Below are 25,825 nucleotides of genomic sequence, written 5' to 3'. Positions count from 1 at the left end.
CGGCCACCGCGCCGGGGCCGGCCCAGTCCCCGGACCGGCACGAGCACCCTGCGGAAGTCCGCAGCGTGCCCGGCCAGCGGCGGCTCACTGCGGCTCGCCGCTCCGCGGCTCCGGGCGGGCCTGCGCCACCAGCCGCTCCACCTGCTCGAGCAGACCCTCGGGCACGGCGGGCAGCAGGAACGGGTTCAGCCACCGGTCTCGCTCCGCTCGCATGGCCTCGACGACCCGCTCCTTCTGCATCAAGCCCCGGTGCATCTCCGCCGACCTGTGCATCGTGAGCACCAGCTCGGTGAACGGCAGGTCGCCCAGATCGACCGGCAGCACCTGGTGACCCGGCAGGCCCAACGCGCTGATGTCGCTCACGGCGACCGTCTTGTCCAGGCCCCCGCGGACCAGCCCGAGCGCCACGGCGGAGGGGTGCGTGCCCACGTGCGGAGCGCTCGGTGCGGGGACCGGGCTCGGAGCCGGGATGGCCTGAGGGTGGCTCTCGGCGAGCATCCGCACGGCTTCCTCACGGCCGGCCTGGTCGAGCTTGGCGGGCAGCCGGCCCGCGTCGGCCGCGGCTTTCACGCGCTGGAGGGCCTTCTGGTAGCCGCAGCCGGTCGAGCTGTTCAGCGCACGGGCGATGCGCTGGTGGTTGCTGGTGTTGGGCGAGGACGGGGTCACCGCTTCTCCTTCGTCGCGTCCCGGCGCTGCGGTTCGTCCCACCACGAGCAGGCCAGGGTGCGGTTCGGAAGAGGGCACCGGTCGTCACTCGCACCCGCGCGGCAGCACGATTCACCGAAATCCCGGGGGTGGGCCCGGGCCGGCGCGCACAGCGAGGTGCGCTGCCTTCGAGCATAGCGATCGGCACCGACAACTCCCACGGCCCTTCTCCGGCCGCCGGGTCCGGACAGGTGGTCACACCGCCGGCCCTTCTCACACCTCTAGTGGGCGTACCGCTCCTCACCCACCGGACGAAGGGTCTTTCCGTGACCGACACCGTGCTCGACCTCCCCAGCTCCGAGGACTGGCTCGACGACGCCGTAGCGGCCGTGATCGCCTACTCCCGGCTGCCCGCCTCCTCGGCCTGGGCCCGCAGGGAGGCCGCCCGGCGCCTGCTGCGCTCGCCCAACATCCACCCCGTCCTGGAGCGGGCAGCGTTCACCTCACTCACCCGCGGCGCGGTGCTGGAGATCGCCGGCTACGACATCGCGGACCACCTCGAACGGCCGTGGACAGCCCGCGCGGAGCACTGGGCGGAGGTGATCCGCCCCTCCTGGCAGGAGTCCGCCGAGCTCTTCTCCGGCATCGCCTGGCAAGGCCGCCGGGCCGGCAGCAGCGCACTCGTCCACCTGACGGCCGAGCAGGTTCTGGGCGCCGCGCCGCCGCTCACCGCGCGGACCCGGCTGCACCTGTACGGCCTCGGCCTTCGCTACGACTTCCGCTGCCAGGCGCTGGGCGACCTGTTCGACCGCCGTGGCCGGACCGAGGACCTGGACCCCTTCAGCCGGTCCCTGCACGCCTTCGCCCGGCTCGGCCGCTCCGATCCAGCGACGCTCGACCTCATCGACCCGCTGCTGGAGGAGTCCGGGAACCATCCCAAGGTCGCCCACGCGCTGCTGCACGGCCTGTGGCTCGGCCACGACCTCCCCGGCCAGCCCCACCGGATCCTCGACCTCCTCGACCGACCGCCCTTCAACCAGGGCCCGGACGCCGTCGCGCTCTTCCGCCAGGCCGCGGCGCTGCGCCGCCTGCGCCGCTTCGACGACGCCCTGGCCTCCATCGGCACGGCGATGGAGAGCCTGCCGGTGGACACCGATCCCGCAGTCCACGGCGACCTCGTACGAGAACGGGCACTGATCCTCAGCGCCCGCGAGACCTGATCCGCGCCCCCACCGCGGCCCGCCCACCGGTTCGTGCCGGCGCGCGGGCCGCGCCCCTGTCCAGGCCCATCCCGTGCCGCGCTCCACCGGCCCCGCCCCGGCGGCGCCCGGCATCCGGCGAGAGGTCCGTCACCCGGCCCGCCCGCGCCGTCGACGGCAGCCGGGCTGCTCCGGCCGAGCCCACCATGCACCGCCTGCCGCAGGGGTCGCTCGGCAGGCCGCGCAGCGCCGCCATTCCGGCCAGCCCTGACGGTGCGGTGCCGTAAGGTGCAACGACCAGCAGAAAGTGGAGCCGGCCCGGTCGGGCACAGGGGGAGAAGTGACCTTCAGCTCGCGCATCCAGCTCTCGGCCGACGCGAACGGCGAGCCGAACTACACCGCGCCGGCGGGCGGGATCGCGGTGGGCACGATGTGGGTCGTCATGATCGCGGCCATGTACTTCGCGCTGGAGTCCCGGCTCTTCCACGACCACCGCAACGTGGCCCTGGCCGTGGTGTGCGCCGTGACGGTCATCGCGTCGTCCGGGGTGTTCTTCGCGGCCAGGGCGTTCTTCCGCCGCTTCGGTGCGCACTGGTGGCACATCATCCTCGCCACGGTGGTGCTGTGCTGCGTGGGCGCCAAGGCCCCGGACGCCGCCGCGTACGTGTTCCCCGACCAGATGGAGCGCTACCACCGGGAGCTGGGCGGCCCGGGGCAGTGCCTGCACAACACCCCGTACGGCAGCGATCGGGAGTTCCCGAAGTCCTCGCAGGTCACCTACGACAACCAGGCCCCGGGCCGGATGACGGTCACCCCGCTGGACAAGACCTATCCGCCGCTGGTGCTGGACCACGCTGTCCGCGGCGGGCTGCACGCCTTGACCCCCACCGACGCGAAGGCTCGGCAGATCCTGGACTCGTACGGCTGCTGAACCCGCCCCGGCCTGCGTCGAGGTCCAGTTCCCGAGCTGCTCGGGTAGATCACGCCCTGGTACTCCGGTGCGAAACCGCCACGAGGTCAGACGGGCTCGGTGTAGGAGACCGGCTTGCCGCTGGCGTGGGCGTATGCGATTTCCCTGCTTGTGGACTCGCCGACATACCCGCCGGGGTTGACGACCAGAACCCGGTCAGCCAAGTCGATCTTGTGCAGGTGGAGAGCGTCCAGCACGGTCTTCTGCTCGTCGGTGACCGGTCCGTCCGCTTCGCCAGGCGCGACGACGATGACACCCGCGAAGGTCAGCTCACGGTTCGCCGCACGCATCTGGGCCGCGAACCGGGCAGAGCCGCAGATGCAGACAATCTCAGGTCGCTCGGGCAAGGGCACGGCTTGGTCCTCCGGTCGAACGGGAAACGGCTACTGGCCGACCTGCGGGGCGACGCGGCCCTCGTCGAGCGCGGCGAAGCGCTCTTGGAGCTCGCCGGTGGTCTCGGCCTGGGCGATCCGTACGGGGAACGCGTCCCACAGCGCCGTCCCGTCGACCTCCCGCTCCACGACGCGGCCGGCGGCGAGCTCGTCGAACTCCGGCCCGGTGAGCTCGAGCACGGGGCCGATCGCCATCAGGCCCATGTCGGGGTGGGCCGCCATCCAGTCCCCGTCGAGGAGGGACAGCGGCCGGGGGCAGACCCCGAACCGGGCGAGGTCGAGGTGGACCGGCGTGCCCGCACGCAGCTCGGCGACCGTGTCGGACTCCAGGCCCGCCAGGACACCTCGGCGCCCATCGGGCGAAAGGTAGTCCCTGCCAACGGCTGACGGCTGCGCGGTCACTATGCCCCCTAGGAATTCGTGCCGGTCCCACGTCCACCGGCCGGCTGCGGCCCATCGTACGGTCTGGAGCCCGGCCGCCGGGCCGGTACCGACACCCTCGACCCCTTCGGCACCGCGCAGCTGGCCGACCGGCTGTCTCGTCGTCACACCGCGAACGGCAGCGGGTGTTGGCCGCGGGCCGCCGCCAGTTGCGCGCGACGCTCGGCGGCGGCCATCCGCCACCGCTTGGGGTCGCGGTCCCGCCCAGCCCGCTCGGCGCACCGGACGCACTCGCTCTCCCGCAGGTCGTTGTCCAGTGCGCCGGCCAGGCAGCTGCCACCGCAGGCCAGGTCGAGCCACCCGGTCGGCCGGCCTGCTCGGGTCACACGAGGACGGGCCAGGTGGTTGACCCGGCCGCCGGCCACCCGGACCACGAGCGGCCACGGGTCGGCCACGGCTGTTGCCGGGATCTGCCCACTTCCCTCGCGCACGCTCGGCCCGCGGCGCACCCGTCCCGGCATCAGGCAGCGTGCTCGGCCCGCGCCGCGTCGACCCGCTCCAGCAGACCGGCGGCCGCCGCCGTCTTGGCCGCCGCCTTGGTCGAGGCCGACGCCGAGGCGAGGACGGCCGCGCCGTCGTGAGTGGCCTGCGCGGTGCAGGTGAACGTCGGAAGGTGACTGGGGCCCTCGGAGGCCATCGTGTAGCTCAGACCGCTGATGACCTTGATCTGCTGGTACTCGTTAAGGACCGAGATCGGCGAGCGGCCCTCCACCGCTTCGATGCCGGGCGTGGCGGCCGGGGGCTGCGCGGTCTCGGGGACGGGCTGGGCGAGGTCGAGGGATGGATCGGGCAGGTCGGCGAGCGCGGCGAGCAGGCTGAGGGCCGCCTGGTGCCGGGCCGCCTTCTTCGTCGACGCGGACCGCCGGGACCCTTCAACGGGGCTTCCGCCCGCGGGCCACGACGCCTGGGCGGCGAAGACGGTGGTGGGGGCCTGGCCGAAGGTCTGGACCGTGAACTCGACCGGCGGCAGGCCGTTGACCTGCGAGTGGACGGACAGGACGGACACGGCCGTCTCGGGCGCGGCCGCGATGGCGTCCAGGCAGGCGGTGCGCCCCTCTTCCCAGCCGGGCCCGCCGGCGACGAGCAGCACCATCTGCATCTCCAGCGAGGTGAGCTGGCCTTCGGTGGCCCGCCGCGCGGTCTCGGCGACCAGGGGCGCGCCGGCGATGTTCTCCTTGCAGCCGCGCTTGAGGAGGGCGTGGAACGCGGAGGTGTCGAGGCCGGTGTAGTCGGCCTCCGTCGCCGCGGCACCGCGTCGGGCCGCGGAGTGCGCGACCGACTTGCGCGAGTCCCGCTCGGCCTCTCGGTCCTGCCGGGCGCCAGTGTTCAGCGCCTCGGCGATCGAGGCCAGGTCGTCCTGCCCGTACGGGGAAGCGGCGTCGTCCAGATGGCTGGAGACGACCCGCTGCACGACCAGGTCGGCGTAGCGCCGCAGGGGCGAGGTGGCATGCAGGTATCCCGGCAGGTTCAGGCCCCAGTGGCCGCCCATGAACGGCGCGTACTCCGCCGCCTTGAGGGTCATCAGGGTCCGCTCGCGCAGTGCCTCCAGCCGGGCGGCGGACCCGTCGGCGAAGGCGACGTCGAGATCGTCCAGCAGGGTCTGGCGCGGGGCGGCGACGCGGCCGGCGGCGTGGTTGCGGAACAGCAGCGGGAGGTCGCGCTGCGCCGCCCAGGAGGCCAGCGCGGTGTTCGCGGCGATCATGCACTCCTGGACGATCTTGTAGCCGATGGTCCGCTCGTAGGAGGCGAGCCGGACCACGACGCCGTCCTCGCTGGTCGCCCACCCGCTGAGGAGGTCGTACAGGGCGAGCGCCCCTTGCCGGCGCCGGCGGGCGAGCAGGACCTCGCTCACCGCCGCCGCTTCGCGCAGGACCTCGTGAAGGGGATGCGCGCGGTCGCGGACCGCTTCGGCGGCCTGGGAGTGGCTCAGAGCCACCAGGCCGCTCACCGTCGCCCGCTCGACGTCCACGCGCCCGGCCTGTCCGTCCGGAAGGACGTGCACGCGGATCGCGATCGCGGCGCACGGCCTCCCCTCGGTCAGGGTCAACCGGGCCTCCACCGGCCCGGGCAGCATCTTCTGGGTGCCCCGCCAGCCCCCGTACGCCGACTCGCGCCGCGTGAACGCCTCCCGGTCGGCGGCGCTGCCCGGTGCGACGCCGGATGCCACGTCGGCGATGTAGACGGTCAGGCGCCAGCCGTCGCCGACGCGCTCGATGCCGATGGCGTCGTCGCGGTCGACGGAGCCGGGGCGGTCGATCATGACGGCGGGGGCCGGGCCGGAGAGGACGGAGGGCTGGGTGGCCAGAGGCTGAGACAACGGTTCGGTTCCTTCGTGGGGCGGAGTGGGTTGGTCGTGGGGTGCTGCCTCCGGCAGCCCGTCCTTCGCATCATCTCCAACGGCGTTGTCTGCGTCGGGGATTCGGCTCCTGGCGAAGGGCGGGAGTTGGGGGTCAGCTGGAGGGCGTGCGGCTGAGCGGTCCCGCGGATTCGGTACGGCGGCGGTGCGCCCGGCGCGGGAGCGGTCGGCCTATGTCGGCGACCGCGTCCGCAGGCAGACCCTCGCGCAGGATCGGGAGCAGGGTGGCGTACTGCTCGAGGATTCCGTCGCCGTACAGCGGGTGCGGCCACATCGCGGGGTCCGCGAAGGGGATGCCGAGGTAGGCGCAGCCCGAATCGGCGGGCCAGGTCGGGTCGATGGCGTGGGTGCCGTCGGTGGCCCAGGCGTGGGAGGCGTGGTGGACGGCGCTGTCGACGGTGCAGCTGGCGAACCCCTCGACGTACACCAGGGCGGGGTCCTCCTGGTCCGCGATCGTCTGAACGGCGTTGGTGTAGCAGAAGGTCACCATGAGCGGGGCGACTGCGGGCGGGAGTGGGGCCGGGGTGAAGAGCCGGCCGACATCGAGGAGCAGATGGAAGGGGGAGGGGTACGCCCACCCTTCGAGGACCGGCTCGGAGGTCGGGTCGACCTCTGCGGCGTACTGCCGGAGGCAGTGGATCAGGACGGTCTCGGCGGGGGTCAGGAGGCCGCTGGCGGCCGGGGCGCGGCCGGGCCGGGGCAGGTCGGCCGCATCGGGCGACCGTTCGTTCATCGTGCTCTCCTGCGAGGTCGGATTGCCCGGGGGCGGGCGTCAGGCCGGTGCCGCGGCCGCCGGGGCGGCCGGGCCGGAAGGGTCGTCGTGCGCGGGGTGCTGGGGCTGGCCCGGAGGGGCGGCCAGTTCCCACTGCTGGAGGAAGTACGGGTCGGAGGGCTGTGACTGGAGCAGCGGCCGGCCGTCGGAGGTCAACTGCGCGCGGGTGACGAGGTGGGCGCTGCTGCGGGTGGCCGGGCCGGACAGGTGCGGGCAGGCCGCCCGCGCCAGATCCCTGCACTCCTGGTGCAGCGCGGCCTGCAGCACCACGCCGACGGGCGTGGCCAGCACCCACGCCTGCTCGGGGAGGAGGTCTCCGCACACCTGGCAGCGCCACTCGTTGTGGGCGCGGGCCAGGAGCCGGGAGTCCATGGCCCGCCACCACACCCGCGCCGCGCTCCACGGGGTCACCCAGGGAACCGGCAGGCCCTGGCGCATCGGCCGGGGCAGCCCGGTGACCGGAGCGAGCAGCATCCCGGCCTCCTCCAGCGCGCTCCACACCGTCCGCTCCATCCCGAGGGCCGCGCACTGCACATTGGAGCAGGCGAAGACGGCGTCGGCGGTGTCGTACTCCAGCTCCTCGGCGCACTCGGGGCAGGCCGGGTCGGGCTCGGCGGTCGTCATACCGTCGCTCTCCTGCTCGTTGAAGGTCTTCGGGGGCTCGGTCGCTACAGTCGCTGTGCCGGGGGCGCGGCCGGATGGCAAGGGGCGGTCCACATGGTGTGGGTGACCTGGGTCCAGCCGTGGAGCTTGACCGGGTCGGCCCAGGCCGCCGGGTCGATGGTGTACCCCGCCGCGGGGAGCAGCCGGATCGCGTCCGTGAGCGGCGGAACGGGGTGGGGCTCCGGGCCCGGGGCGATCAGGTGGTGCCCGGGGCCGTCCGGGTCGGCGACGGCGAGGGTGTCGGCGGGGCCGAGGTCGAGCGGGGCGACGACGACCTCGGGGCCCGGCGCGACGACGATCAGCTGCCAGCGGTCCCGGTGCACGGCCAGCTCGGCCATGTACAGCGCGGGCATGCCCTGGTGGTCGGGGCGCGGTGCGGCCGGCGGCTGCTCGGTCACGAACTCTCCTTCGATCCGTACGGGTTGTCGCCGTCCCCGTCTGCGTCCGGGGGCTCGGGACCGTTCTGATCGTAGAGGCCGGAGCGGATCTGCTCGCGGGCGATCGCGTACCGGAGGGCGTCGTCCTCGTCGGTGAACATGTACCGCGCGACGGTCTTCTCCAGGGCCTCGAAGTACCCGGCGCGGCGCCCGGCGGTGCGGAAGCGGCGCTCCAGCCCCAGCAGCGCGCGGACTCCCTGGTACTGGCTCTCGTCGCCGTCGCAGACCTCCCGCAGTACGGCCATGGCGTCGGCGTCGAAGCCGACGCCGCCGTCCAGGACGGCCGGACCGGGGAACGGCTCGCCGGTCTCCTCCAGGTAGATGGCCGGGAGGAGGTCCTCGACCTCGTGCTTGACGACCACCCACTCGTGGCGGATCGCGTGCAGCTCCTCCAGCCTGATGAGGGCCAGGTCGCGCACGTACTCGGGCCCGCGGGTGCGGATCTGGTGTTGGGCGCGCAGCAGTCGACGCAGCCAGTCCTCCCGGGCCGCCTGGGTGTAGGGGCCGTGCACCAGCCGGCCGTGGAAGAGCATGAGGGAGCCGTTCGACCTGCGGTAGTCCCGCAGATGCCGGTCGTCGTCGATGTCGAGCGCGTTGCGCAGCTCCAGCAACGGACGCATCCACACGTTGTCGTCGTCGTTGGCGATCATCGCCTTCAGGGACTTGTCCTGGCTGACCATCGTGCACGTCCAGCACCCGAACCGGCTGTCGCCGCACGAGGGGGTGGTGGTGTCGACCACCAGCGGGCATTCGGAGTCCGGGCTCGCTCCCTGGTAGAGGCCGAGCAGGTCCTTGTGGCTGTGCCCCCACGGGTTGTCGTACTGCATCAACAAGATCCACACCTCGTCGTTGGTCAGCACCTCGATCGGGCTGTAGACCAGCGAGTTGGGCAGGTCGCCGTTGGGTGAGAGCCGCTCGCGCACGCGGCCCTTCTCATGGCGGGCCATGGACTTGGCCCGTGCCGCGCTCTCGGCCTTGCGGATGCCCAGCACGAGGATCGCCTCGCCGTGGGCGGCGACGACGGAGCGGATGAACCGGCTCGACGGCTTGATCTTGAGCCGCTCGGTGCACCACCTGAACTTCGGCCTCGGCGCCGCGTAGCCGCGCCCGATCAGGCACATCCAGAAGGAGTCCTCGACGGCGGGTGTCAGCCGGTGCACCTCGATCGGCAGCTGCTGGGCGGCGGCGGCTTCGCGCATCGCGTCCAGCGACCGGCCCACCCACGCGGCCACCAGAGGGTTCTCCACCAGGGTGTCGGTGGAGATCACGTGGACGGTCTTGGTCCGCTGCTCCGGCGACAGGGAGGCCAGGGCCCACCAGACCAGGGCAGTGACCAGGGTGCTGTCCTTGCCGCCGCTGTAGCCGACCACCCAGGGCACCTGGTCGGCGAGGTACAGCTCCCGGATCTCCTCCAGCAGCATCTCCAGGTACTGGTGGGGGGTGAGGTCGCCGAACGGGCTGCGGCGGGTGGGGCCGAGGCCGGGCACCAGGACGGGCGGGGGCGGGGGCATGGCTGACCTTTCAGTACGCGGGGTGGCGGCCGCCGAGCATGAGCCGGCGGCGGGAGGAGCGGGCCGGAGGAACAAGGCCGGAAGCGGCCCGGCACCCCGGCGGGGTTCACGCGGCGCTGAGCATCTGGGCGAGCCGGGAGGGCCGCACGTAGTGCCCCGGCTCCTCCTGCGGCCGCGGCTCCCGAACGGGCAGGGCGATGCTGACGGGCGTGATGGTCCGCTGCGCCGGGTCGACCCGGTGGGCCTTCTCGATTACGACCACGGCGCGGTGGTCGCCGCCGGACAGAGTGTTGACCAAATCCAGGGCGTGCGCGCTGGCGATCAGCTGGAAGGGCGAGGAGGGGGCGCCGATCCGCCGGGAGATCCGCCGGACCAGTTCGGCGGCGGCCTTCGGGTGGATCCCTTCCCCGATCCCGTCCAGGACCAGCACGCCGGGCCGGGTGTGCCAGGCGGTCAGGACCTTCAGGATGCGCAGCGCCCCGGCGGGCATCGCGGCCATCGGCACCCAGCCCTGGTGCGCCATCCGGACCTCGATCCGTCCCTGGACGGCCCGGACGCCGAAGGAGCCGTGCACCAGAGCCGCGAGGTCCGCATCCAGCCGGGCCGCCGCCTCCGGGCCGAGCCGCCCGAGCATCGAAGCGGCGTCGCTCGCACCGTCGGACGCCGTCTGCCAGTTCCTGGCCTGCTCCCGGAGCGTGTCCATCAGCGGCCCTCCGCCGTCCAGCGGAATCAGGCGCTGCGCCGCCCCGGTCCGCGCGGCTGTCCGTACGCCGCTGCCAGCGGTGTCGAGGACGGCTGTGCGACCGTCGGGGGCCCGGAAAGCGGTGAGTTCCACCGAGACCGGCCCGGCCGCGCCGGGCATCAGGGTCTGCACCGTGATCTGCATCCTCTGCGCGGTCCTGGGCTGGCCTTCGTGCTCGCTCTGGAGCAAGAGGGCGTCAGCGGCCAGCCGGGGGCCGGAGGCGGTGGCCGCCGCCCAGCCGTCCGTCAGGGTCCGGGAGACCAGGGTGAGGGCGTCGAGGAGGTTGGTCTTGCCGGTGCCGGCGGGGCCGGTCAGCACGGTGAGTGGGCCCGAGGGGAACTCGAACTCGAAGTCCTGGAAGGACTTGAAGCCGTCTATCGCGATGGTGGTGATCACTGCAACTCCCGGTTCGGGGCGGCCGGGCGGCAACCCGGCCCGGCGGCATCCACCATACGTGTATTCATTGAATTAAGCAACGTCTGGTGATGAGTTGCCCTGCCCCGAACCGCCTTGAGCCCGATCGGGCGGCCTCACGCCCTCCAGCCGGGGCCGCCCAGCGCGTACACCGTCTCCCGTTCCGCGAGCGGCAGGTCCGGCCTGATCCGGGTCCGTGCCACCCACCGGTGCCGGTACTCGTAGGTCACCCCGAGCACGGCGTTCTCCTTGTAGACCGGCCCGACCTTGCGCCCGTTTCCGTCGCGGATCCCGTAGCGCACGCGCGGGCGGACGTGGGCGCGCCGCCAGGTGCCGGCCGTGAGCTCGCCCGTCCCTGCGGCCGAGCGCGTCCGCGCGGCTGGCTCCTCCGGCGGAGGCTCGTAGTCGAGGAGATGGACGCCGTGGAAGGCGCCGTCGCGGGCCTGCCGTGTCCGCGCGAGCTTCTTGATCTCCCTGTCCCGGCGGCCCGCACCGTCCCGCCGGGGAAGCTCGGGCGGCGGCCGCCAGTTCTCGAAAGCCAGCAGTGCCGCGTAGCCGTACAGGGCGCGCCCGGCAGGATGACCGCCGTAGGGCACCGGCACCAGGGAGTAGAGGGGAGTGCCGCTGCGCCGGTCGGTGGCCGCGGTGAGGAGCCAGCCCAGGCCCTCGTCCAGGTGCCCGTCTTCGCGGGCGGTGAGCACGCCGCCCATCACCACCGGCGCATCGCCCAGGGGCAGGCGCCCTTCTCCGGCGGCTTCGATCAGGTCGCTGTCGTCGGCCACCGCGTCGAACGGCACGCCGTCGTGGAACAGCAGCACCGACGGGGCGGGCAGCGTCAGTTCCGCGCGGGTCTGCGCGTCCATCATCGCGGTGGTCGCGGCGTCCTCGGCGAGCGGACCGGGAACGAAGTGCGGCACCGAGCTGTACGCGGCCAGGCCGGCCGAGACGCGCAGCAGGCGCCCGTCCTGCAGATGGTGAGGGGTCGCCAGGCCGTGATGGGCCAGGAGTGCTCCGGGAGGGGTGAGCCGGCTGCGCACCGCGCCGATGTCAGCGGGCACCAGGTCGCGCAGGGCGCCGCGGCCACGGGCCCACCGTTCGTCGTAGCGGGCGAATGCCTCGTCGCGTCGCCCGGCGCTGGCGAGGGTGCTGCCGGCCACGGCGACCACGTCGACCACGGTGTCGGCGCGGGGGCCAGTGCGGGGCACCAGCGCGGTGATCGTCTGCTCCGACTCCGGGGCGTCGACGGCCGGGGCCCATCCGCCGCACGCCGTCCGGACGGCGTCCACCGCGCCAGTGCGGTACAGCAGGCGCCGCCAGGCAGTGTTCAGGGGCAGCTTGGGGCCGTGGGCGAGCAGATCGGCGTACGGCATGCCGTACAGGAACCGGTCCAGCGCGGCGCGGTCCGCTTCCTGCCGGCGTCCGCGGCCGCCCGGCGTCGTGGCCGGCCTCGCAGGGGAGCGGGCCGGCCCGGTCACAGCCGGCGCCATTCCGTGCCGTTGAACACCCGGTAGAGGAAGCGGCGGTTGATGTCCAGGCCGGCGGCGATCTGCGTGACGAGCCGTTCCTCCTTCATCCACCCCTTGCCCCGGCGGACCGCGTCGCCCAGCTCGGCGGTCAGCACTACGTCCCGGACCTGGTTCGCGCAGCGCCTCAGGTGGGCGCTGGCGATCTGCGCGGTGAGGGTGTCCCCGGTCAGGACGAGGCCGTCGGCCATCTCGTCCAGTCGCTCGGCGGCGGCGCGGTGGGCTCCGTCCCAGGTGTCGTGCTCGGTGAAGCCCGGCACGCCGTTGCTGATCCAGGCCGCGGCCCACCGGCTCCCGCCGGGCTCCGCGCCAGCCGCCGCCCGGTTGCCCGCGTCCCAGCCCTTGTTGATCGCCGCGTCGGCGAACACGGTGTCGGCCAAGGCGCGGTGGAAGGCGAGCTCGGCCTCCTGCGACAGCGGGTAGTTGGTCGCCGTCGGCTCGGCGGTGCGGCACACCAGGATGCAGCCGTCGAGGTGGTTGCGGACCTCGTAGGTCGCGCCGCCCCACTGTCTGTGCAGGGGCCGGCCGCGCGCATCGCGCCACAGCGGGGCGTCCTCGAGATCGGGGATGTCCCCGGCGGGCACGACCTGGTCGAAGGGTACGGGCACAGCCACCTCGCCTGTTCACGATAAGTGAGCACGAAGGTACACACAGCTCTGTCGAGTGTCCACTCAGGTGCACACTTCCGTGTGGCGGGTGGTCGAGGCTCCTCTACATGACGCTGATCAGCACCGGGTGCCCGGAGGGCAGGCGCCCCCGGCCGTCGATCCCGAACGGGATCGCGGGAGCGGTCCGCAGCGCGGTGACCCCCGTCGAGGCCGCGACCATCGCCGCCTTGGGGTCGTCGGCGCCGTCGACGAGTAGCTGTACTCCCAACCGGTGTGCGGTGTCGGTGACCTCCAGCCCGCTGACGGCGACCGGCAGGCCGGCCAGGGTCTGCGCCCAGGGCACAAGGGCCCGCAGGAGCGCCGCTGTGGCGGCGGTGGAGGTCGAGCGTTCGGGGCGCGACCGGTTCAGGGTCGGGTGCGTTCCTGCGACCAGCACCATCCCGCCGGGCAGGTCCGCGGTCAGGGTGTAGGTGTAGGCGCTCGCGCCGAGCTCGGACAGCACCGGGTCCGCCCCGGTCGCCGCGGCCAGCCGGTCGACGCTGCTGCGCTGGTCCGCCATCGTGGTGAACTCCGCGAAGGAGACCTGCACGTCCCGGCCGGCGAGCGCGAGCCGCAGGGGCTCCAGCGTGCCGGCTGCGTCCAGCACCTCGGCAGTCGCGTGCAGCAGATCGGTCAGGTCGAAACGCATGCCGTCATTGTCGCCGCCCGGACAAGCCCGACACCAGACGATCCCCGGACTTCGCCCCACCCGGGGCGCTCCAGCGCCCCGGGTGGGACGGCCGCTCTACACGCGCTTCACCGGCGGGGGCATCTCCAGCGGGAAGACGCCCGCGCCCTGGCCCATCAGCCACAGCGCGGGGGCAAGGGTGCGCCCGCGGGAGCACCGGGAGATGTGGTTCTGGGAGCGGTGTGTCGTCGGCTCACCCGCGGTGCGGGTGACGGCCAGGACCGTGCCGTCGGCCAGTACCGCGGTCAGGGTGCGCTGCTGCTTGGCACCGGGAGTGTCCAGGATGTCCACGCCTTCGATGAGTCCGCTCTGGTCGAGCGCCCACCGTTCGGCGAGGGCGAGCAGCCCTACGATCGGGCCCATCGGGTCGGTCCTGGAGTCGACACCCAGGCCTGCGGAGCCGTCGAGCAGTGCTTGCCCGTACTCCTCCATCGCGTCCTGGAACTTCGGCCCGCCTTCGCGGGCCCAGGCCGGGACGTCGATGTCCTCGACCGCGACCGCTTGGCTGGCGGGTCCTGGACCGATCAGCTCCGGATGCGGAAGGCGGATCTGCATCCAGGTGACCGGCAGGCTGCCCCAGGGGATGGACTCGTGGAACCCGTGTTCCAGCGCAACCAGGGAGGCCCCGATGGCGCCGCGGGCGTCCTGGCTCAGCAGTTCGCGGGCGTGACTTCCGGTGTTGATCAGATCGGTCACAGCAGTTGGTCCTTTCACAAGCTGGTGGAACGGGGCTACGAAGGGATGGGGGACGTCGTCATGCGACGGTTCCCAGGTCGATGGAGGGCAGGTACTCGTACCGGTCGTCGACGTCCAGGTCGCGGGCTGTCTCGGGAAGCGACCCGAAGGTGACTCCGGCGGCCTGGAGCTCGCCCACGATGTGGTCGAGGTCGGGCTCGAAGCGCGGGTCCTTGCCCCAGGCGCGGGCCAGGTCCTCGGGCAGGGCGGGGAGCGGTTCGTCGAAGTCGTAGACGGTCGTGCCGTCGGCGGTGACCGCGCGGTCCGTCCGGAAGGTGTCGTCGCCGCGGACCTGCAGCACCACGTACGCGGCGTGGGGGAGCAGGACGCGAAGGAGCGCGGTGAACTCCTCGGCGGTGGTCTCGGCCTCGACGCGCAGCCACTCCTGGAGGGCGAGCATCCGGCTGTAGCCGGCGGCTGGTGACTCCTCGTCGGCGTCGGCGTCCTCCTCGGCCATCAGCGCGCGGGCGCGGGCGGCCAGCTCGTGCTGCCGGGTGCTGAGATCGTCTGGATCGCCGAAGACGGCTTCGGCTGCGGTGCGCACGAGGCCCTCGAGTTCGAGAGGGGTGAACGAGGCGCTGATGCCGCTCAGTTCGACGATGGGAGCCGCGCCGGGGTGGGTCGGGCGGGTGGGCTGCTGGGGCATGTTCGTCTCTCCGGTCGGGAGTTGGGGATGGTCAGGTGTCCTGGACGGTCAGGAAGACCGGGGGGCGGCCGTAGGACTGGGTGAGGGCGTTGACGACCGCGCGGCCTGCGGCGGTGAGGTCCTGCTCGCCGGCGGTCCAGAAGCCCGCGAAGCACTCGGCGATCGGCGTGGCCGGGGCGGCGTCCGGGTCGCGCAGCGCCCAGCTCGCGCCCGTGGTGCCCAGCAGGAGGGCGGCCAGGAGGCCGGTAGAGCGCTCGGCGGCCTCGGGGTCGCCGTCGTCGAGGTCGGGGAAGACCGCGGCCCACGGGCCGTGGTCGCCGATGGGCTCTTCCTGCAGATGGGCGTGCAGCAGCAGGCCGGGGAAGCAGACCAGCATCGGCTCGTCGAACGCCTCGGGCCACACGGCGTAGACGCTGGTGCCGCAGCCTCCGTAGCTGTCGAGGTGGGTCGGCCAGTTCACCAGGGAGCCGGTCATGGCGGTGCGGTCCATCCGCCGCCGACGGGCCGTCACGGCCGGGCTCCGGCCGTCCGGCCGGGCAGGGGGTACCGGCGGGCGTAGGAGGCCAGGACGATGCCGAGGATGCCGTCCTCGTTGGCTTGCGGGTCGGTTACCTCGTTGTCGTGGAAGAAGTCGGCGGCGGCCTGGAACGCCGCTTCGAGGAGGGGGCCTTGTGCGTCGTACCGGTAGCCCTCCTGTTCGGTGTCCAGGGCGTAGTCGAAGGTGAAGGTCCAGGTGCCGCGTTCGCGTACGGGGGCGGTGGCAAGGTCGATGCCTTCGCCGACGACGAGGGCCGTCTCCCACGCCGTCCAGTTCGTGGTGAAGGCGGGGCGCGCGAGCTTGGCGATCAGCAGCCGGGCCCGCATAAGCGAGTGGAGCTGTGCGAGGCGGGCGGCCGGGACCGGCGGGGCGCCGTCGGTCGTCTCGTAGATGTCGTACATGGGGTGGCCGGGGAAGGCGTGGGAGCCGTGCACGGCGAAGGTGCGGCCGGTGTCGGCGATCTGCCAGCGGTGCCGGTCGCCCGTGCCGCGCGGCGCTGCGAGCGCGGTGACGGCCTGGTCGTGATCCCAGGGGTGCGCGGAGAGCATGAAGAGGGGTCCTCAGGGGTGTGTGCCAGTGCGGCCAGGCCTGCGCGAAGGTTCGGCGGCGTTGGTGTGAGGCGGGGGCGAAGACACCCCGTTCATTGCCTAATTCTATGAGTGAGATCAATGAAGGTCAAGCACCTTGGGCATGTTGCTTAAGTCTATGAATCTGAGTTACTGTGTAGATCCGCCGAACGAGGCGGCAGGCGACCGGACGCCGATGACCCTTCTCGGCCCGGCCCGCCCTCACCGGCGCGCGTCCGCTCGTCCCGCGCCGCGCCCTGTTCCAGCCGAGGAGTTCCCGCACATGAAGCGAAGCCTGCGCCGCCACATAGAGGCCGCCATCAACCAGACCTGGAACCCCCGCCGATTCGACCGTCGCGGCCGCGTCACGGTCGTGCTCTCATTCCCCGAATCGGCGTTCCCCGATGCCCCGCAGTGGAGTCCCGGGCCCGATTTCACCGCCACCGCCGGCGAATACGCCTGGCTGCGCGACAACGGAGACGGAACGAGTACGGCGGTCGTCTCCGGGGTGGGGCCCAAGGAGCTTCCCGGTGCGGACGGAGGGGAGTGGACCGAGCCGGAGGTCTGGACGGCCACGGCCCCCAGCGACAGCCTCTTCATCGACAGCGGCGCCATGTGGGACAAGCCGCACCGCATCACCTGGCTGCTCGACGAGCCCGGCGCGACGATCACCCGCGACCCCTACGAGGGCCACCCCTCCGCCGCCGTTCACGCCTACTGGGACAACTTCCACGAGCAGTGGGGCTTCGTCCCGGGCCGGATGCACCGGGGCGAGTCCCCGTTCGCGGATCGGCGCCGCTTCGCCGCTCTGCACACCGAACCGGACTTCGGCAGCCTCCCCGACGAGGTTCAACTCCTGGAGGCAGCCGTCACCTTGATGCGCTCCTTCGACGCGAAGGCCCGGGTGTATGCCTACGACCCCGAGCGCGGCACCACCCGCGACCCGATGCGCACCGTCTCCGACTACACGCTCACCAGCGTGGTGCGCGCCCTGAGCCGCCGGACCTCCCGCTGACCCGCCCACCAGCCCCTTCCCCTCCTCAGGAGCCCTTGCCATGGCAGCGTCTTCCCCCAACCGCCTCTCCGCCGACGGCGCCGCGTTCACTGTGCGCGACGCCCGCCCCGCCGACACCGACGCCTTCATGCAGGTGATCGCCCTCGCCGACCCTCTCGACCCCGACCCCTTCGGCCTCGCGCGGGTCGTCCTGGCCTCACCGCCCGTGCCGCCCCTCTCCCACGACCGGAATCTGGCCCTGGTCGCCGAGGACAAGGAGACCGGCACCTTCATCGGTGCGTTGTTCGGCGGGCCGCCGCGCTGGCTGTTCACCCACCCCGGCATCGACAGCCTTCCCCTGTTGGACCACATGGTCCGCAGCCTGGGCATCATCAACGGCGTCGCAGTCCACCCCGACCACCGCCGCCGGGGCGTGGCCGCCGCCCTGATCGGCGCCGCCGAGCAGCGGTTCGCGCGAGCCGGGTACGGCCTGGTGACGGTCGACCATGAGCCCGCCCTGGACGGCTTCTACCGCCGCCACGGCTACACCATCGGCGACGCCCTCCTGGTCCACCTCCCGCAGCAGCGCCTCATCGGCATGACCACCGACGACACCCGCATGTCGGCCAAGCCGCTGCACCCGGCGGTCCGGCTCGCCGACGTCCCCGGCGCTCCCCACCGGGTCATCACCGGCCTGCTGCCCGGCGCGTCCCTCCCGGCCGACGCCGTGTTCGACGGCACACGCCTCCAGTACTGACGAGACGACCGTCCGCCGGGCCCGGCTTACCCACCTGCCGGCCCGGCCCGCCGGCAGGAGCCCCCGTTGCCGCCTCACCTGCACATCGCCGAACGCTGCATCCACGGCGAGACGAAACGCATCCTGTGCGACCACCACGTCGCCTGGCACCGCTACCGCGTACGGGAAGTACCGTGCTCACCCTCCTTCTGTAAACCGCCCGCCGAGGACAGCCCCATGCCCCGCTTCCGCTCCGCCACCGCGGCACCCCCGGGGCCTACGACTCCGGGCTCCTTCGCGCCTGGACCGGATCCCCGCCTCTTCCCCCGCTATCCGAGCGGCGATACCGAGTCGCCTGCGACGGCTATCTAGGGGTATCGACAGTGTTCGCGCCCGAAGACGACTTCCCAGCCAGCGGCCACGGCGGCCCGTGGCCCACCCTGGCGACTCCCCTACGCCTGGAGCGGGAACTGCGCGGCGAGTTTGTTGTCCACGGCCGTCTGCGTGAAGCCCTTCGCGCCGGTCGCGGTGTCGCCGAGCGCGGCGAGCACCAGGACGGCGCGCAGCAGTACGTACCGGATGCGGGGGTCACGGGCCGTTCGCGAGTAGGTGGCCGCCCAGCCGTCCCAGACCTCCAGTGGCGACGGGCCGGCCTGCCCCGGCACCGAGGCGGCGACCAGGTCGCGCACCAGCGCGGCGCACGCCTCCCGCCGGTCCGGCACGAACGTGCGGCTCGCGGCGGTGACGGAGGAGCCCACGATCGGGTCGGTGTAGAACTCCAGCGGCTTCACGGCCAGCAGGGGCGGCTCGATGCCGAAAACGACGCCCCCGACCACTTCGAGCAGCCGGGCCGCGCCGCGCTCCACTCCTTCGAAGCCGTGCGGCATGACGCGGGTCCGTACGAAGACCTCGGCCTCCAGGCCCCGACTGCTGTTGTCGGGGACGATATCGCCCTGGCGGTCGAGGTCGAGGGTGATGTTCCACGCGGCGTGGACGTCCAGCGCGGTCGGTTCGGTACGTCGGGGCATGGCTCCTCCAGGGCAGGGATGTGCTCGGAACCGTCACGGCGGCGGCTCCGCATCCCCGCGCACGCGGGGAGAATCCCGTCAGCTGGCGGGCGAGATCAGTATGTCGAAGGACACGCGCCGGCCGCAGCGTCCTCCACCACAGCCCGCAGTTCAGACTCCCAGGGCGGTGAACTGCGCCTTCGGGTTCGTTGGGCTGCGGCTGCCAGGTCGAACCCGGCCGGGGCCGTGTGGTGACTCGGGCACGTCTGGGACGAGGCCCGTTCGATCTGTGACCGCGCGGCCGGGAAGGCGCAGGGTCAGCTCTGAGAAGATGAAAGGGGAAGGCTGGCGAACCACGTTGCGAAGGGAACCCAGGTGCCCGCGGGAGCCGCCAACAGGTTCTCCAGCGCGCCGAACCGCAGCGCCTCGCGGCTTCCGAGGGGGAACACCTCCCTGAGCATGTCCGCCTGCGGATCCAGACTGTCGGGCCGGACCCGCTCCTCGAACAGCTGGTAGGACGCTGCCTCGGCGACGCGCAGCGCCCCCGCACGGTTCCCGACCACCAGGTAGGGGCAGACGCGAGCGGCGTAGGCGGCGCACGCCGCGTGCAGCGGTGGCTCTCGTACGAGCTGGGCGGCCGTCCCCTCCGACTCGCCGGCGATGAAGACCACCTTCGCGTCCCGGTCGATCGACGTACCGCACAGCTGGCAGCGCCGCCGGGCCATCGCCGTGCGCTGACGCCGGGGACACACCTGTCCCAGCAGCGGAGTCCCGGTGCCGGTCGCGCAGTAGCACCACAGCACCGCGCCCTCCTCGGGGCTGCGGATCACCGACGACCGGCCTGGAGCGTCGCGGGGCTCCCAGAGTGTCGTCCAGCCCACCGGATATCCCCGGCCGTCACGGGGCAGGCCGGCCACGGCCGGCGGCATCGGGACCTGCTTCCACCCGGGACGGGCTCGCATCTCTTCCACGCCGCTGATCCTCCCAGAGCGCCGACGCGCATCCGCGGCCGGGCGGAGTCGACGGCGCCTCCCTTCGGCCCGGCTTTTCGCGGAGATGGAGCACGGACCGAGATATTACTTAAGTCTATGGGTAGTGTTAATGTTCGGCTGTCACCCCGCCAAGGGCCCCACCCGCCGAGCAGAGGCGGGCCGGTAAGGCCTTCCTGGTCAACAGTCGGCGCCGGGCCCGGAATCCGGACGAACAGCGACCTGGGATCGGTGCTCTGCGCCAAGGGGAGCTGACGCCCGATCGGAAGAGAAGAGGCAGTAGCAGATGGCTGGTTCCACGGGCCCGACCGACGACCCGGTGCACCTCGGTGAGCAACTCGCCACCGTGCGCGCCGAGCTCGAGAGCGCGCGCGGCCGGGTGACGACCCTGGAGCGCGAGGTTACGGACCTGGAAGAGCGGATCGTGGCGGCCCAGAGTGCCGCGACTTTGGTCCGCGGGGGAGCGGAAGGCATCCTCCGCTGGTGGACGGAGCGAGGTCGTGGACGGGACGCGCGTCACGCACGGACCGCGATGGGCGTGTGGATGCAGAGCGTGCATCCCTCTCTGAGCTGGCCGGACTTCAGGCCCGGCAAGGATCCCGCCAACATCGAGTGGCGGGTAGAGCGCTCGCCCACCCCGGAAGAGACAGCGGCGGTGGCCCGGGAGCTTGACCGCCTCGGTGCGGCGGTGCGCGCCGTGCGATCGCAGGACGTGCCGTTGGCCGGTCTGCACGTGCTCGTCATCGCGCCCCGGACCGGGCCGATGCGCTTCGGCGACCAGTTTCCGAAGCCCTGTCTCGTGGTTCGTCTCCAGCCTCACGGCTGGGACCTGGTCACTCCGTCCGAGCGGCCTCTCACGCTCGGGACCTGCCAAGAGGACTTCCCGCCCCTCCTCGAACAGGCCCGGGTGGCCGCGCTCGGCCTTGCGGCCGACGCCTGAACGAAGCGGGTCGAAACGTCGGGGGCCTGTCCGTACCGGAAGTCCGGTGCGGACAGGCCCCTTTCGCGTGCCCGGTCAGGCTGACGCGATGCGGTTCGCGTCCAACAGCGCATTGATCAGGGCCACCGTCTCGGGCGCGGAATCGGACCCGCTTTCGATCTCGATGCGCGTCAGCTGATGAGCCGTCCGCTCCATCCCCTGGCGGTCACCGGTCTCGCTGTAGACGGTGAACAGGTCCCGATAGAGGAGCTCGCTCATCGTGTCGCACACCAGTCCCCGGGAGGCCGCCGCGAGCGCGGCACGGTAGTCGCGTACCGCCATGCGTCGGGTGGCGAGCTCGTGCGCGACGTCGACGACGGCCGAGATCATCTCCTGGATGTCGTACTCGGCCCATGCGTACTTGGACTGGTTGATGTCGCTGAACGGCCGGCCGCGGACGAGCGCCAGCGCGTTGGCCAGCGCGGTGTCGGCCTCCGTGCCGGAGTAGTGCATCCCTTCCCGGTAGTACGCCTGGAACTGCTGCCAGTCGCTGGTGACCTGATCGTTGAAGGCGTAGATGCCGCCGCTGATCGTCGGCAGGTAGGCGCCGGAGGGGTCGTCGGCCGCCAGGAGGGGGTCGCGGCCGAGCCACGCCCTCAACTTGGAGATCGCCGTGTTGCGGGTGTCGGCGCGCACCCGCTGACCGGGCCAGACCGCTTCGTCGAGCTCATGGCGGGACTTGCCCGGGTGCAGGGCCAGCCAGGCAGCGATCTCGGTGAGACCGTTGCGGCGGTACGACTCGACCTTGCCGAGGGTGCCGATCACGTCGACGGGCCCAAGGACCCGGATCTGCGGGGCGGCCGGAGGGTCCGGCGGCGTGTTCAGGGCCGCCAGCACACCCGAGGTGACGGCGGTGACCCGGGCGGCCGGACGTACGGGACGCGCGGCCTCCGGCTCGACCGGGAGGTCCTCCTCAGGCTGGGCCAGGGCCGCCGGGGACAGAGCTGAGTTTTCCGGCGACTGCCTGGCGGCGAGCTCGTCCAGGTCCTCGGGCTCCTCGCCTCCCTGCGGCGCCTCGTCCTCTTCGGCCTCGTCGCCGCGTTCGTCCAGGACCTCCTGGAGGGTCTCGTCGAAGAGCTCCTTGGGCAACGCCGCCTCCGGTGCGATTTCGTCTTCGGCTTCCTCCACGAGGTCGCTGCCGGCCGCGCCGGTGACCGAGGGAGCCAGGGCGCTGAGGCCGAGGTCGGGTACGGCAGTGACCGAGGAGGACCGGAGAGCGCTGACTCCCACCTGCACGATCGGAGCGGCCGGCGCCACGGCGAGCTGCTGCCCGTCGGCTTCCTCCGGCTCGGTGTCCCCATCGCCGTCGCCGTCTTCCGCGGTGTCCTGCGCGAGGGCGGAGTCGCCCCGCTGCGGGACGGGACTCGGCCCGTTCGGCACGGAGGTGCCGTCGGGCGCGTGGGTCCAGGCCGGGGCCGGGACGTCGTCGGTACGGGCGGCCGTGACGAGCAACTGCACCAGCGGCAGGTACGCCTCCTCCTCCAGCCTCTGCAGGGTGATCGTCAGGTCCAGGCCGGGCAGCTGCACCGGGCTGCCGGCCGCGGCCGGCAGTGTCCAGGCGCCCGGGATCTCGAGCTCGTCCCCGGCCTCGGTGACGATCGCGGTCGCGGTACGGGGCCGCGAGGACAGCAGATCGGCCAGTGCCTCCGCCTCGTCGCCGCTGGGCGCGGTGGGGGCGATGAGCACCTTGGGGATCCAGGTGTCGCCGCCGTCCTCGGACAGGCGGGCCTGGGCGAGATCGTCGAGGTCGCCTGCTTCCAAAGCGCGGCGCTGCAGGGCGTCGTGCGCGCGCAGCTCCGGCAGGGCGTGCGCCAGAGCCTCCTGGTGCTCGACGCGGATGGGGAAGACGCCGGCGAGTTCCTCGCCGAGACCGGCCAACAGCAGCGTGGTGTCGTCGGACAGGCCGGAGGAGGCGAGCTCGACGGCCATGCCCAGCATGACGGCGCGGATGTCGGCGCCGGTGCCGGTCAGGCGCAGCGCGCCGACGGACTCGAGGTTGACGAGCACCGGTTCACCGTCGGCGGTCTCCCCGAGGCTGACGAGCGCCGGGTAGGGGGGCATGGTGTCGCGGGCCTGGTCCTCGTCCAGGAGCTGGGCGCCCCGGGCCGGGCACCACCAGCGGTCCGGGCCTTCCTCCGTCTCGGCGAACGGCGCGATCTGCGGGGTCGGCGCCGACAGGTACAGCTCCAGGCCCTTGGCGGTGACGCGGACGGCCTCCAGCGGCGGGAGCGGTTGGCCGGCCTTGGCGCAGTTGGCCGCCAGGGTGCGCAGGGCGACGTCGACCAGGTCGAGGCCCTCGGGGTCGGAGGCGACTCGCAGCTGCTTCTCCAGGTCGGCCGTGGCGGTGGCCTGCTGCGGCATCGGGATGCGCCGGCGCGGGCGGCGGCGGCGTTGCTGGAGCGCGCGCCGGCCGCCGAGGACGGCCAGGACGGCGGCGGCGAACAGGCTGGTGGCGGCCAAGGCCACCGACGCGACGGAGGAGTCGTCGGCATCGTCGGCCGACGCCGCGACGGGGGTCTGGGACTGCTCGGCCGGGGCGTCCGGATGGGCGGTCGGCAGCCCACCGCCCGGCCGGTCCTTATCCGCGCCCAGGCCACTGGGGGGCTGGGCAGACTCACCCTTCCCTCCCTGGTCGACACCCGGGCTCGGCTTGTCCTGGACGGGCGGCTGCGTCTGCTCGGCGCCGGGCCGTTCCTCACCCTTGCCCTGGTCGGTGGGCTGCTCGCGCGGCGGCTGAGCCTCTTCCGGCTTCGAGTCGCTCCGGTCGCTGTCGTCGGCGCCGGTCGTGGCGGGGATCTGCAGCTTCCAGCCGGGATAGATCTCGTCGGGGTCGCCGAGGACGCGCCCGTCGTCCTGCTTGACCCCCTTGTTCGCCTCGACGATCCGGGGGTAGGCGTCGGCGTCGCCGAGCTCGTCCTCGGCGATGCCAGTGAGGGTCTCGCCCGCGCGCACGGTGTGGGTTTCGGCCGCGGCCTTGGATCCGGCAGTCTGCGCCTGGGCTCCGCCCTGATCGGCGGACGGGCCGGGCGAGGCATCCGCGGGAAGCCGCAGGGTCCAGCCCGGTTGCAGGACGGTGGTGTCGGCGGTGATGAGGGAGCCGTCCGCCTGGGGGACGCCCGCGTTGACGTCGATGATCCGGTGCCACTCGATGCCAGCGCCCAGGCGCTTCTCGGCGATGTCCCAGAGGGTGTCGCCGTCCTGCACCCGGTGGACGGGCCCGTCCCATGCCGAAGAAGCAGAGGACTTGGTCGCGGTGGCCGCCGCGGTGGGAGTGTCGGCGGTCACGCTGGCCGTGGCCGTGGCCGTGGCCACGGTGGCGGGGGCGGGGGCGGGGGCGGCGCTGGCGGGCGTGGCCATCGCGGTGCCCGCCGGCAGCAGGACGAGGATGCCGCCGACGAGCGCGCCGGCGAGCTGCTGGGACCCGCCCAGCATGCGGATCCGGGGCGCCCGGACGTGGCGCAGCGCGGCGCCCGTCTCCAGGACGACCGAGATCACGAAGCTGAGGTAGCCGTACCAGCCGATGAGGGTGACGGCGCCCAGGAACAGCTGGCCGGAGTCGGGGCTGGTGAGCGCCGTGGCGATCTCGTCGATGCCCGGGAGGTGGTCGGGCAGGACTCCGATGCCGAGCAGGACGGCGGGCACGCCGACCAGGAGGGCGATCAGGGCCACCAGGGCGAAGAGCGCGCGGACGAGGCGGGCTGCGGTGCTGCGGTTGTTCATGATCGTCATCCCCGGTAGACGAGATTGGCGCTGCCGTGGCCGGTGACCGTGCCGCTGGCCCCTGCGAGGAACACGGCCCGGTACGATCCGGTCACGTCGACCTCCAGGGACGCGCCGTCCTCGCTCACGCTCACCGTGCCGCTGACTCCCGCGCGGCTGAGGTAGGTGCGCGCGGCGGCGACGGCCGCGTTGCGGTCGACGGTGATGCCGCCGCCGGAGATCGCCTTGCCCGCGTCGACGGCCTGCCCGCCGGCCCGCGCCGCCTCGTGGGCGATGCCCTCGGCGTGGGTGAGGGCCCGGAGCCTGCCGGCGCCGTCGTAGACCAGGGCGGCCACGAGGAAGAGCGCCACGACGGTGACGAGCACGAACAAGCTCATCGCGCCGCGGTCGTCGTGTAGGGCGCGACGGATCCGGGCGTCGAGAGGGGAGCGGGCGGGAGTCATGCGGTGTTCCTGTCAGCCGCGCTGGCGGTAGGAGTCGATCGACGAGGTAAAGCTGCTGGTCAGAGTCTTGGATCCGGGCAAGCCCGGCAGCCCGATGTCGGAGAGCCGGACCGTGCATGTCACCGTGGCCGTGGTGGAGGCCGGCTCGCCGATCGCGGCGGAGAACCCGCCCGTGGAGATGGCCACGGACGTGGAGGTGCATTCCAGTCCCTGCTGACCCAGGATGCTGTGCGCCACCTGTGACCCCGCGGTGCTGGCCGAGCCGCCGTTGCGTTCCAGCGAGGCGGCGCGCGCGGCGTTGCGGGCTGCGGTGTCGACCGCGTTGCTGGCGGACCCGATGCGGCCGCACGCGACGACCAGCAGCAGCACCATGATGAGGACGGGGAACAAGACGACCGCCTCCAGCGACAGCGCGCCGCGGTCGTCCTTGAGCCTTCGGGTGATGGTCACCGGGCCTCCGTGATGCGCTCGGCGGCCGCGTCCGCGTGCTGGTCGATCTTGAGCTTGAGGCCGGGGATCATCGTGTCGACGTAGCCGGTGACCCGGATCCGCACCGTTGCTCCCTTGCTGCCGCTGACCGACAGGCCGGAGATGCTGCCGCCGGCCCGGGAGAGGAAGTCGCGGGCCTCGGCGGTGCCGGTGCCGGCGGACGCGCCGCGGACGCGGGCCGACTCGACTCCGAGCTGGGCGGCCGACATCGCGACATCGCGGGCGTGCCACCACAGCCCGACGTGCACGATCAGCAGAATCGCCAGGAGCACGCCGGGGAAGACGATGAGCATCTCCAGGGAGATGGCTCCGCGGTCCCGCGCGTCGCGGTCGGCGAGCGCGCGGGACCAGCGGCCGACAGCCCTGCGGAGGCGTGTCACTTGATCTCTTTCGCCTTCTCGTTGACCTTGGTGAGGATGACGCCGGCGGCGATGGCGGCGACGACCACGAGGCCCGCCACGATCATCATCGTCTCGATGGAGATGGCGCCGCGGTCGTCGCGGGCGTTGCGCAGCTTGTCGACCTGGGCTCCGAAGAAGGCCTTCAGAAACGTGAAGTTGGGGTCAGTTCCCATCGTGAATTT

29 protein-coding genes are annotated in these 25,825 nt (G+C 72.7%); 5 read left to right on the top strand and 24 right to left on the bottom strand.

Going from position 1 to position 25,825, the window contains the following annotated elements:
• Window positions 1-84: 84 nt before the first annotated feature.
• Complete coding sequence (locus AB0C99_RS09780) at window positions 85-666, bottom strand: hypothetical protein (protein ID WP_362471983.1); 582 nt, start codon at window positions 664-666, stop codon at window positions 85-87.
• A gap of 305 nt (window positions 667-971) precedes the next feature.
• Between AB0C99_RS09780 and AB0C99_RS09775 the strand changes: the two genes are divergently transcribed.
• Both AB0C99_RS09775 and AB0C99_RS09770 read left to right on the top strand, forming a co-directional pair.
• A complete protein-coding gene (locus AB0C99_RS09775; protein ID WP_362471981.1) occupies window positions 972-1,865 on the top strand; it encodes a hypothetical protein in 894 nt (297 codons plus the stop codon).
• A 319-nt stretch (window positions 1,866-2,184) separates the two neighbouring features.
• Window positions 2,185-2,775, top strand: coding sequence for a hypothetical protein (locus AB0C99_RS09770; protein ID WP_362471978.1), 591 nt, complete (start codon window positions 2,185-2,187; stop codon window positions 2,773-2,775).
• Window positions 2,776-2,861: 86 nt separating this feature from the next.
• Here AB0C99_RS09770 and AB0C99_RS09765 read toward each other — a convergent pair whose 3' ends face one another.
• The 16 genes from AB0C99_RS09765 to AB0C99_RS09690 all read right to left on the bottom strand — a co-directional run bounded on the left by AB0C99_RS09765 (window position 2,862) and on the right by AB0C99_RS09690 (window position 15,867).
• Window positions 2,862-3,161 (bottom strand): hypothetical protein, encoded by a 300-nt coding sequence (locus AB0C99_RS09765; protein WP_350572461.1) that lies wholly within the window; start codon window positions 3,159-3,161, stop codon window positions 2,862-2,864.
• A 36-nt stretch (window positions 3,162-3,197) separates the two neighbouring features.
• Entirely contained in the window at window positions 3,198-3,608 is a 411-nt protein-coding gene (locus tag AB0C99_RS09760; RefSeq protein WP_362471975.1) for a hypothetical protein, read from the bottom strand.
• A 143-nt stretch (window positions 3,609-3,751) separates the two neighbouring features.
• Complete coding sequence (locus AB0C99_RS09755) at window positions 3,752-3,973, bottom strand: hypothetical protein (protein ID WP_362471972.1); 222 nt, start codon at window positions 3,971-3,973, stop codon at window positions 3,752-3,754.
• Between the two features lie 134 nt (window positions 3,974-4,107).
• The gene (locus AB0C99_RS09750; RefSeq protein ID WP_362471970.1) at window positions 4,108-5,964 is read right to left on the bottom strand and encodes an RNB domain-containing ribonuclease; all 1,857 of its coding nucleotides are present in this window, start codon (window positions 5,962-5,964) and stop codon (window positions 4,108-4,110) included.
• A gap of 133 nt (window positions 5,965-6,097) precedes the next feature.
• Complete coding sequence (locus tag AB0C99_RS09745) at window positions 6,098-6,736, bottom strand: hypothetical protein (protein ID WP_362471967.1); 639 nt, start codon at window positions 6,734-6,736, stop codon at window positions 6,098-6,100.
• Window positions 6,737-6,775: 39 nt separating this feature from the next.
• Window positions 6,776-7,399: a hypothetical protein gene (locus AB0C99_RS09740; RefSeq protein WP_362471964.1), complete on the bottom strand. Its 624-nt coding sequence runs from the start codon at window positions 7,397-7,399 to the stop codon at window positions 6,776-6,778.
• 44 nt (window positions 7,400-7,443) lie between these two features.
• Window positions 7,444-7,836: a hypothetical protein gene (locus tag AB0C99_RS09735; protein ID WP_362471961.1), complete on the bottom strand. Its 393-nt coding sequence runs from the start codon at window positions 7,834-7,836 to the stop codon at window positions 7,444-7,446.
• Window positions 7,833-9,296, bottom strand: a complete 1,464-nt coding sequence (gene dndC, locus AB0C99_RS09730) for a DNA phosphorothioation system sulfurtransferase DndC (protein WP_362472323.1) — start codon at window positions 9,294-9,296, stop codon at window positions 7,833-7,835. Before dndC ends, AB0C99_RS09735 begins: the two co-directional genes overlap by 4 nt.
• Window positions 9,297-9,492: 196 nt before the next feature.
• Complete coding sequence (locus AB0C99_RS09725; protein ID WP_362471959.1) at window positions 9,493-10,524, bottom strand: AAA family ATPase; 1,032 nt, start codon at window positions 10,522-10,524, stop codon at window positions 9,493-9,495.
• A gap of 134 nt (window positions 10,525-10,658) precedes the next feature.
• Window positions 10,659-11,912: a hypothetical protein gene (locus tag AB0C99_RS09720; protein ID WP_362471956.1), complete on the bottom strand. Its 1,254-nt coding sequence runs from the start codon at window positions 11,910-11,912 to the stop codon at window positions 10,659-10,661.
• Window positions 11,913-12,013: 101 nt separating this feature from the next.
• Window positions 12,014-12,679: a hypothetical protein gene (locus tag AB0C99_RS09715; protein WP_362471953.1), complete on the bottom strand. Its 666-nt coding sequence runs from the start codon at window positions 12,677-12,679 to the stop codon at window positions 12,014-12,016.
• Between the two features lie 97 nt (window positions 12,680-12,776).
• Window positions 12,777-13,361, bottom strand: a complete 585-nt coding sequence (locus AB0C99_RS09710) for a hypothetical protein (RefSeq protein ID WP_362471950.1) — start codon at window positions 13,359-13,361, stop codon at window positions 12,777-12,779.
• A gap of 96 nt (window positions 13,362-13,457) precedes the next feature.
• The gene (locus AB0C99_RS09705) at window positions 13,458-14,096 is read right to left on the bottom strand and encodes a hypothetical protein (RefSeq protein WP_362471947.1); all 639 of its coding nucleotides are present in this window, start codon (window positions 14,094-14,096) and stop codon (window positions 13,458-13,460) included.
• A gap of 58 nt (window positions 14,097-14,154) precedes the next feature.
• Window positions 14,155-14,781, bottom strand: a complete 627-nt coding sequence (locus AB0C99_RS09700; protein ID WP_362471944.1) for a hypothetical protein — start codon at window positions 14,779-14,781, stop codon at window positions 14,155-14,157.
• Window positions 14,782-14,812: 31 nt separating this feature from the next.
• Window positions 14,813-15,292, bottom strand: a complete 480-nt coding sequence (locus AB0C99_RS09695; protein ID WP_362471941.1) for a hypothetical protein — start codon at window positions 15,290-15,292, stop codon at window positions 14,813-14,815.
• Window positions 15,289-15,867, bottom strand: coding sequence for a hypothetical protein (locus tag AB0C99_RS09690; protein WP_362471938.1), 579 nt, complete (start codon window positions 15,865-15,867; stop codon window positions 15,289-15,291). Before AB0C99_RS09690 ends, AB0C99_RS09695 begins: the two co-directional genes overlap by 4 nt.
• Before the next feature lie 301 nt (window positions 15,868-16,168).
• Here AB0C99_RS09690 and AB0C99_RS09685 point away from each other — a divergent pair, with 301 nt between their 5' ends.
• Window positions 16,169-16,900: a hypothetical protein gene (locus tag AB0C99_RS09685; RefSeq protein ID WP_362471935.1), complete on the top strand. Its 732-nt coding sequence runs from the start codon at window positions 16,169-16,171 to the stop codon at window positions 16,898-16,900.
• 40 nt (window positions 16,901-16,940) lie between these two features.
• Entirely contained in the window at window positions 16,941-17,636 is a 696-nt protein-coding gene (locus tag AB0C99_RS09680; protein ID WP_362471933.1) for an N-acetyltransferase, read from the top strand.
• A gap of 431 nt (window positions 17,637-18,067) precedes the next feature.
• Here AB0C99_RS09680 and AB0C99_RS09675 read toward each other — a convergent pair whose 3' ends face one another.
• Both AB0C99_RS09675 and AB0C99_RS09670 read right to left on the bottom strand, forming a co-directional pair.
• The gene (locus tag AB0C99_RS09675; protein ID WP_362471930.1) at window positions 18,068-18,643 is read right to left on the bottom strand and encodes a hypothetical protein; all 576 of its coding nucleotides are present in this window, start codon (window positions 18,641-18,643) and stop codon (window positions 18,068-18,070) included.
• A gap of 296 nt (window positions 18,644-18,939) precedes the next feature.
• Complete coding sequence (locus AB0C99_RS09670; RefSeq protein WP_362471927.1) at window positions 18,940-19,593, bottom strand: hypothetical protein; 654 nt, start codon at window positions 19,591-19,593, stop codon at window positions 18,940-18,942.
• Window positions 19,594-19,897: 304 nt separating this feature from the next.
• Between AB0C99_RS09670 and AB0C99_RS09665 the strand changes: the two genes are divergently transcribed.
• Window positions 19,898-20,551 (top strand): hypothetical protein, encoded by a 654-nt coding sequence (locus AB0C99_RS09665; RefSeq protein ID WP_362471924.1) that lies wholly within the window; start codon window positions 19,898-19,900, stop codon window positions 20,549-20,551.
• Window positions 20,552-20,626: 75 nt separating this feature from the next.
• On the opposite strand, the gene AB0C99_RS09660 is transcribed toward AB0C99_RS09665, so the two are convergent.
• From AB0C99_RS09660 to AB0C99_RS09640, 5 genes are all read right to left on the bottom strand, one after another.
• Window positions 20,627-24,310, bottom strand: coding sequence for a LysM peptidoglycan-binding domain-containing protein (locus AB0C99_RS09660; RefSeq protein WP_362471921.1), 3,684 nt, complete (start codon window positions 24,308-24,310; stop codon window positions 20,627-20,629).
• 5 nt (window positions 24,311-24,315) lie between these two features.
• A complete protein-coding gene (locus tag AB0C99_RS09655; protein ID WP_362471918.1) occupies window positions 24,316-24,687 on the bottom strand; it encodes a hypothetical protein in 372 nt (123 codons plus the stop codon).
• A gap of 78 nt (window positions 24,688-24,765) precedes the next feature.
• Window positions 24,766-25,203: a TadE/TadG family type IV pilus assembly protein gene (locus AB0C99_RS09650; protein WP_362471916.1), complete on the bottom strand. Its 438-nt coding sequence runs from the start codon at window positions 25,201-25,203 to the stop codon at window positions 24,766-24,768.
• On the bottom strand, window positions 25,200-25,622 hold the full coding sequence (locus tag AB0C99_RS09645) for a TadE family protein (RefSeq protein WP_362471914.1): 423 nt from the start codon (window positions 25,620-25,622) through the stop codon (window positions 25,200-25,202). Before AB0C99_RS09645 ends, AB0C99_RS09650 begins: the two co-directional genes overlap by 4 nt.
• Window positions 25,619-25,816 carry a hypothetical protein gene (locus tag AB0C99_RS09640; protein WP_362471912.1) on the bottom strand — a complete coding sequence of 66 codons (198 nt, stop codon included), beginning with the start codon at window positions 25,814-25,816 and terminating at the stop codon, window positions 25,619-25,621. Before AB0C99_RS09640 ends, AB0C99_RS09645 begins: the two co-directional genes overlap by 4 nt.
• Window positions 25,817-25,825: the final 9 nt, after the last annotated feature.

The organism is Streptomyces sp. NPDC048659 (genome assembly GCF_040650575.1).
GTDB lineage: Bacteria > Actinomycetota > Actinomycetes > Streptomycetales > Streptomycetaceae > Streptomyces.
Note: the sequence above shows the minus strand (reverse complement) of the source record. Positions and strands in the feature narration are given on the sequence as shown.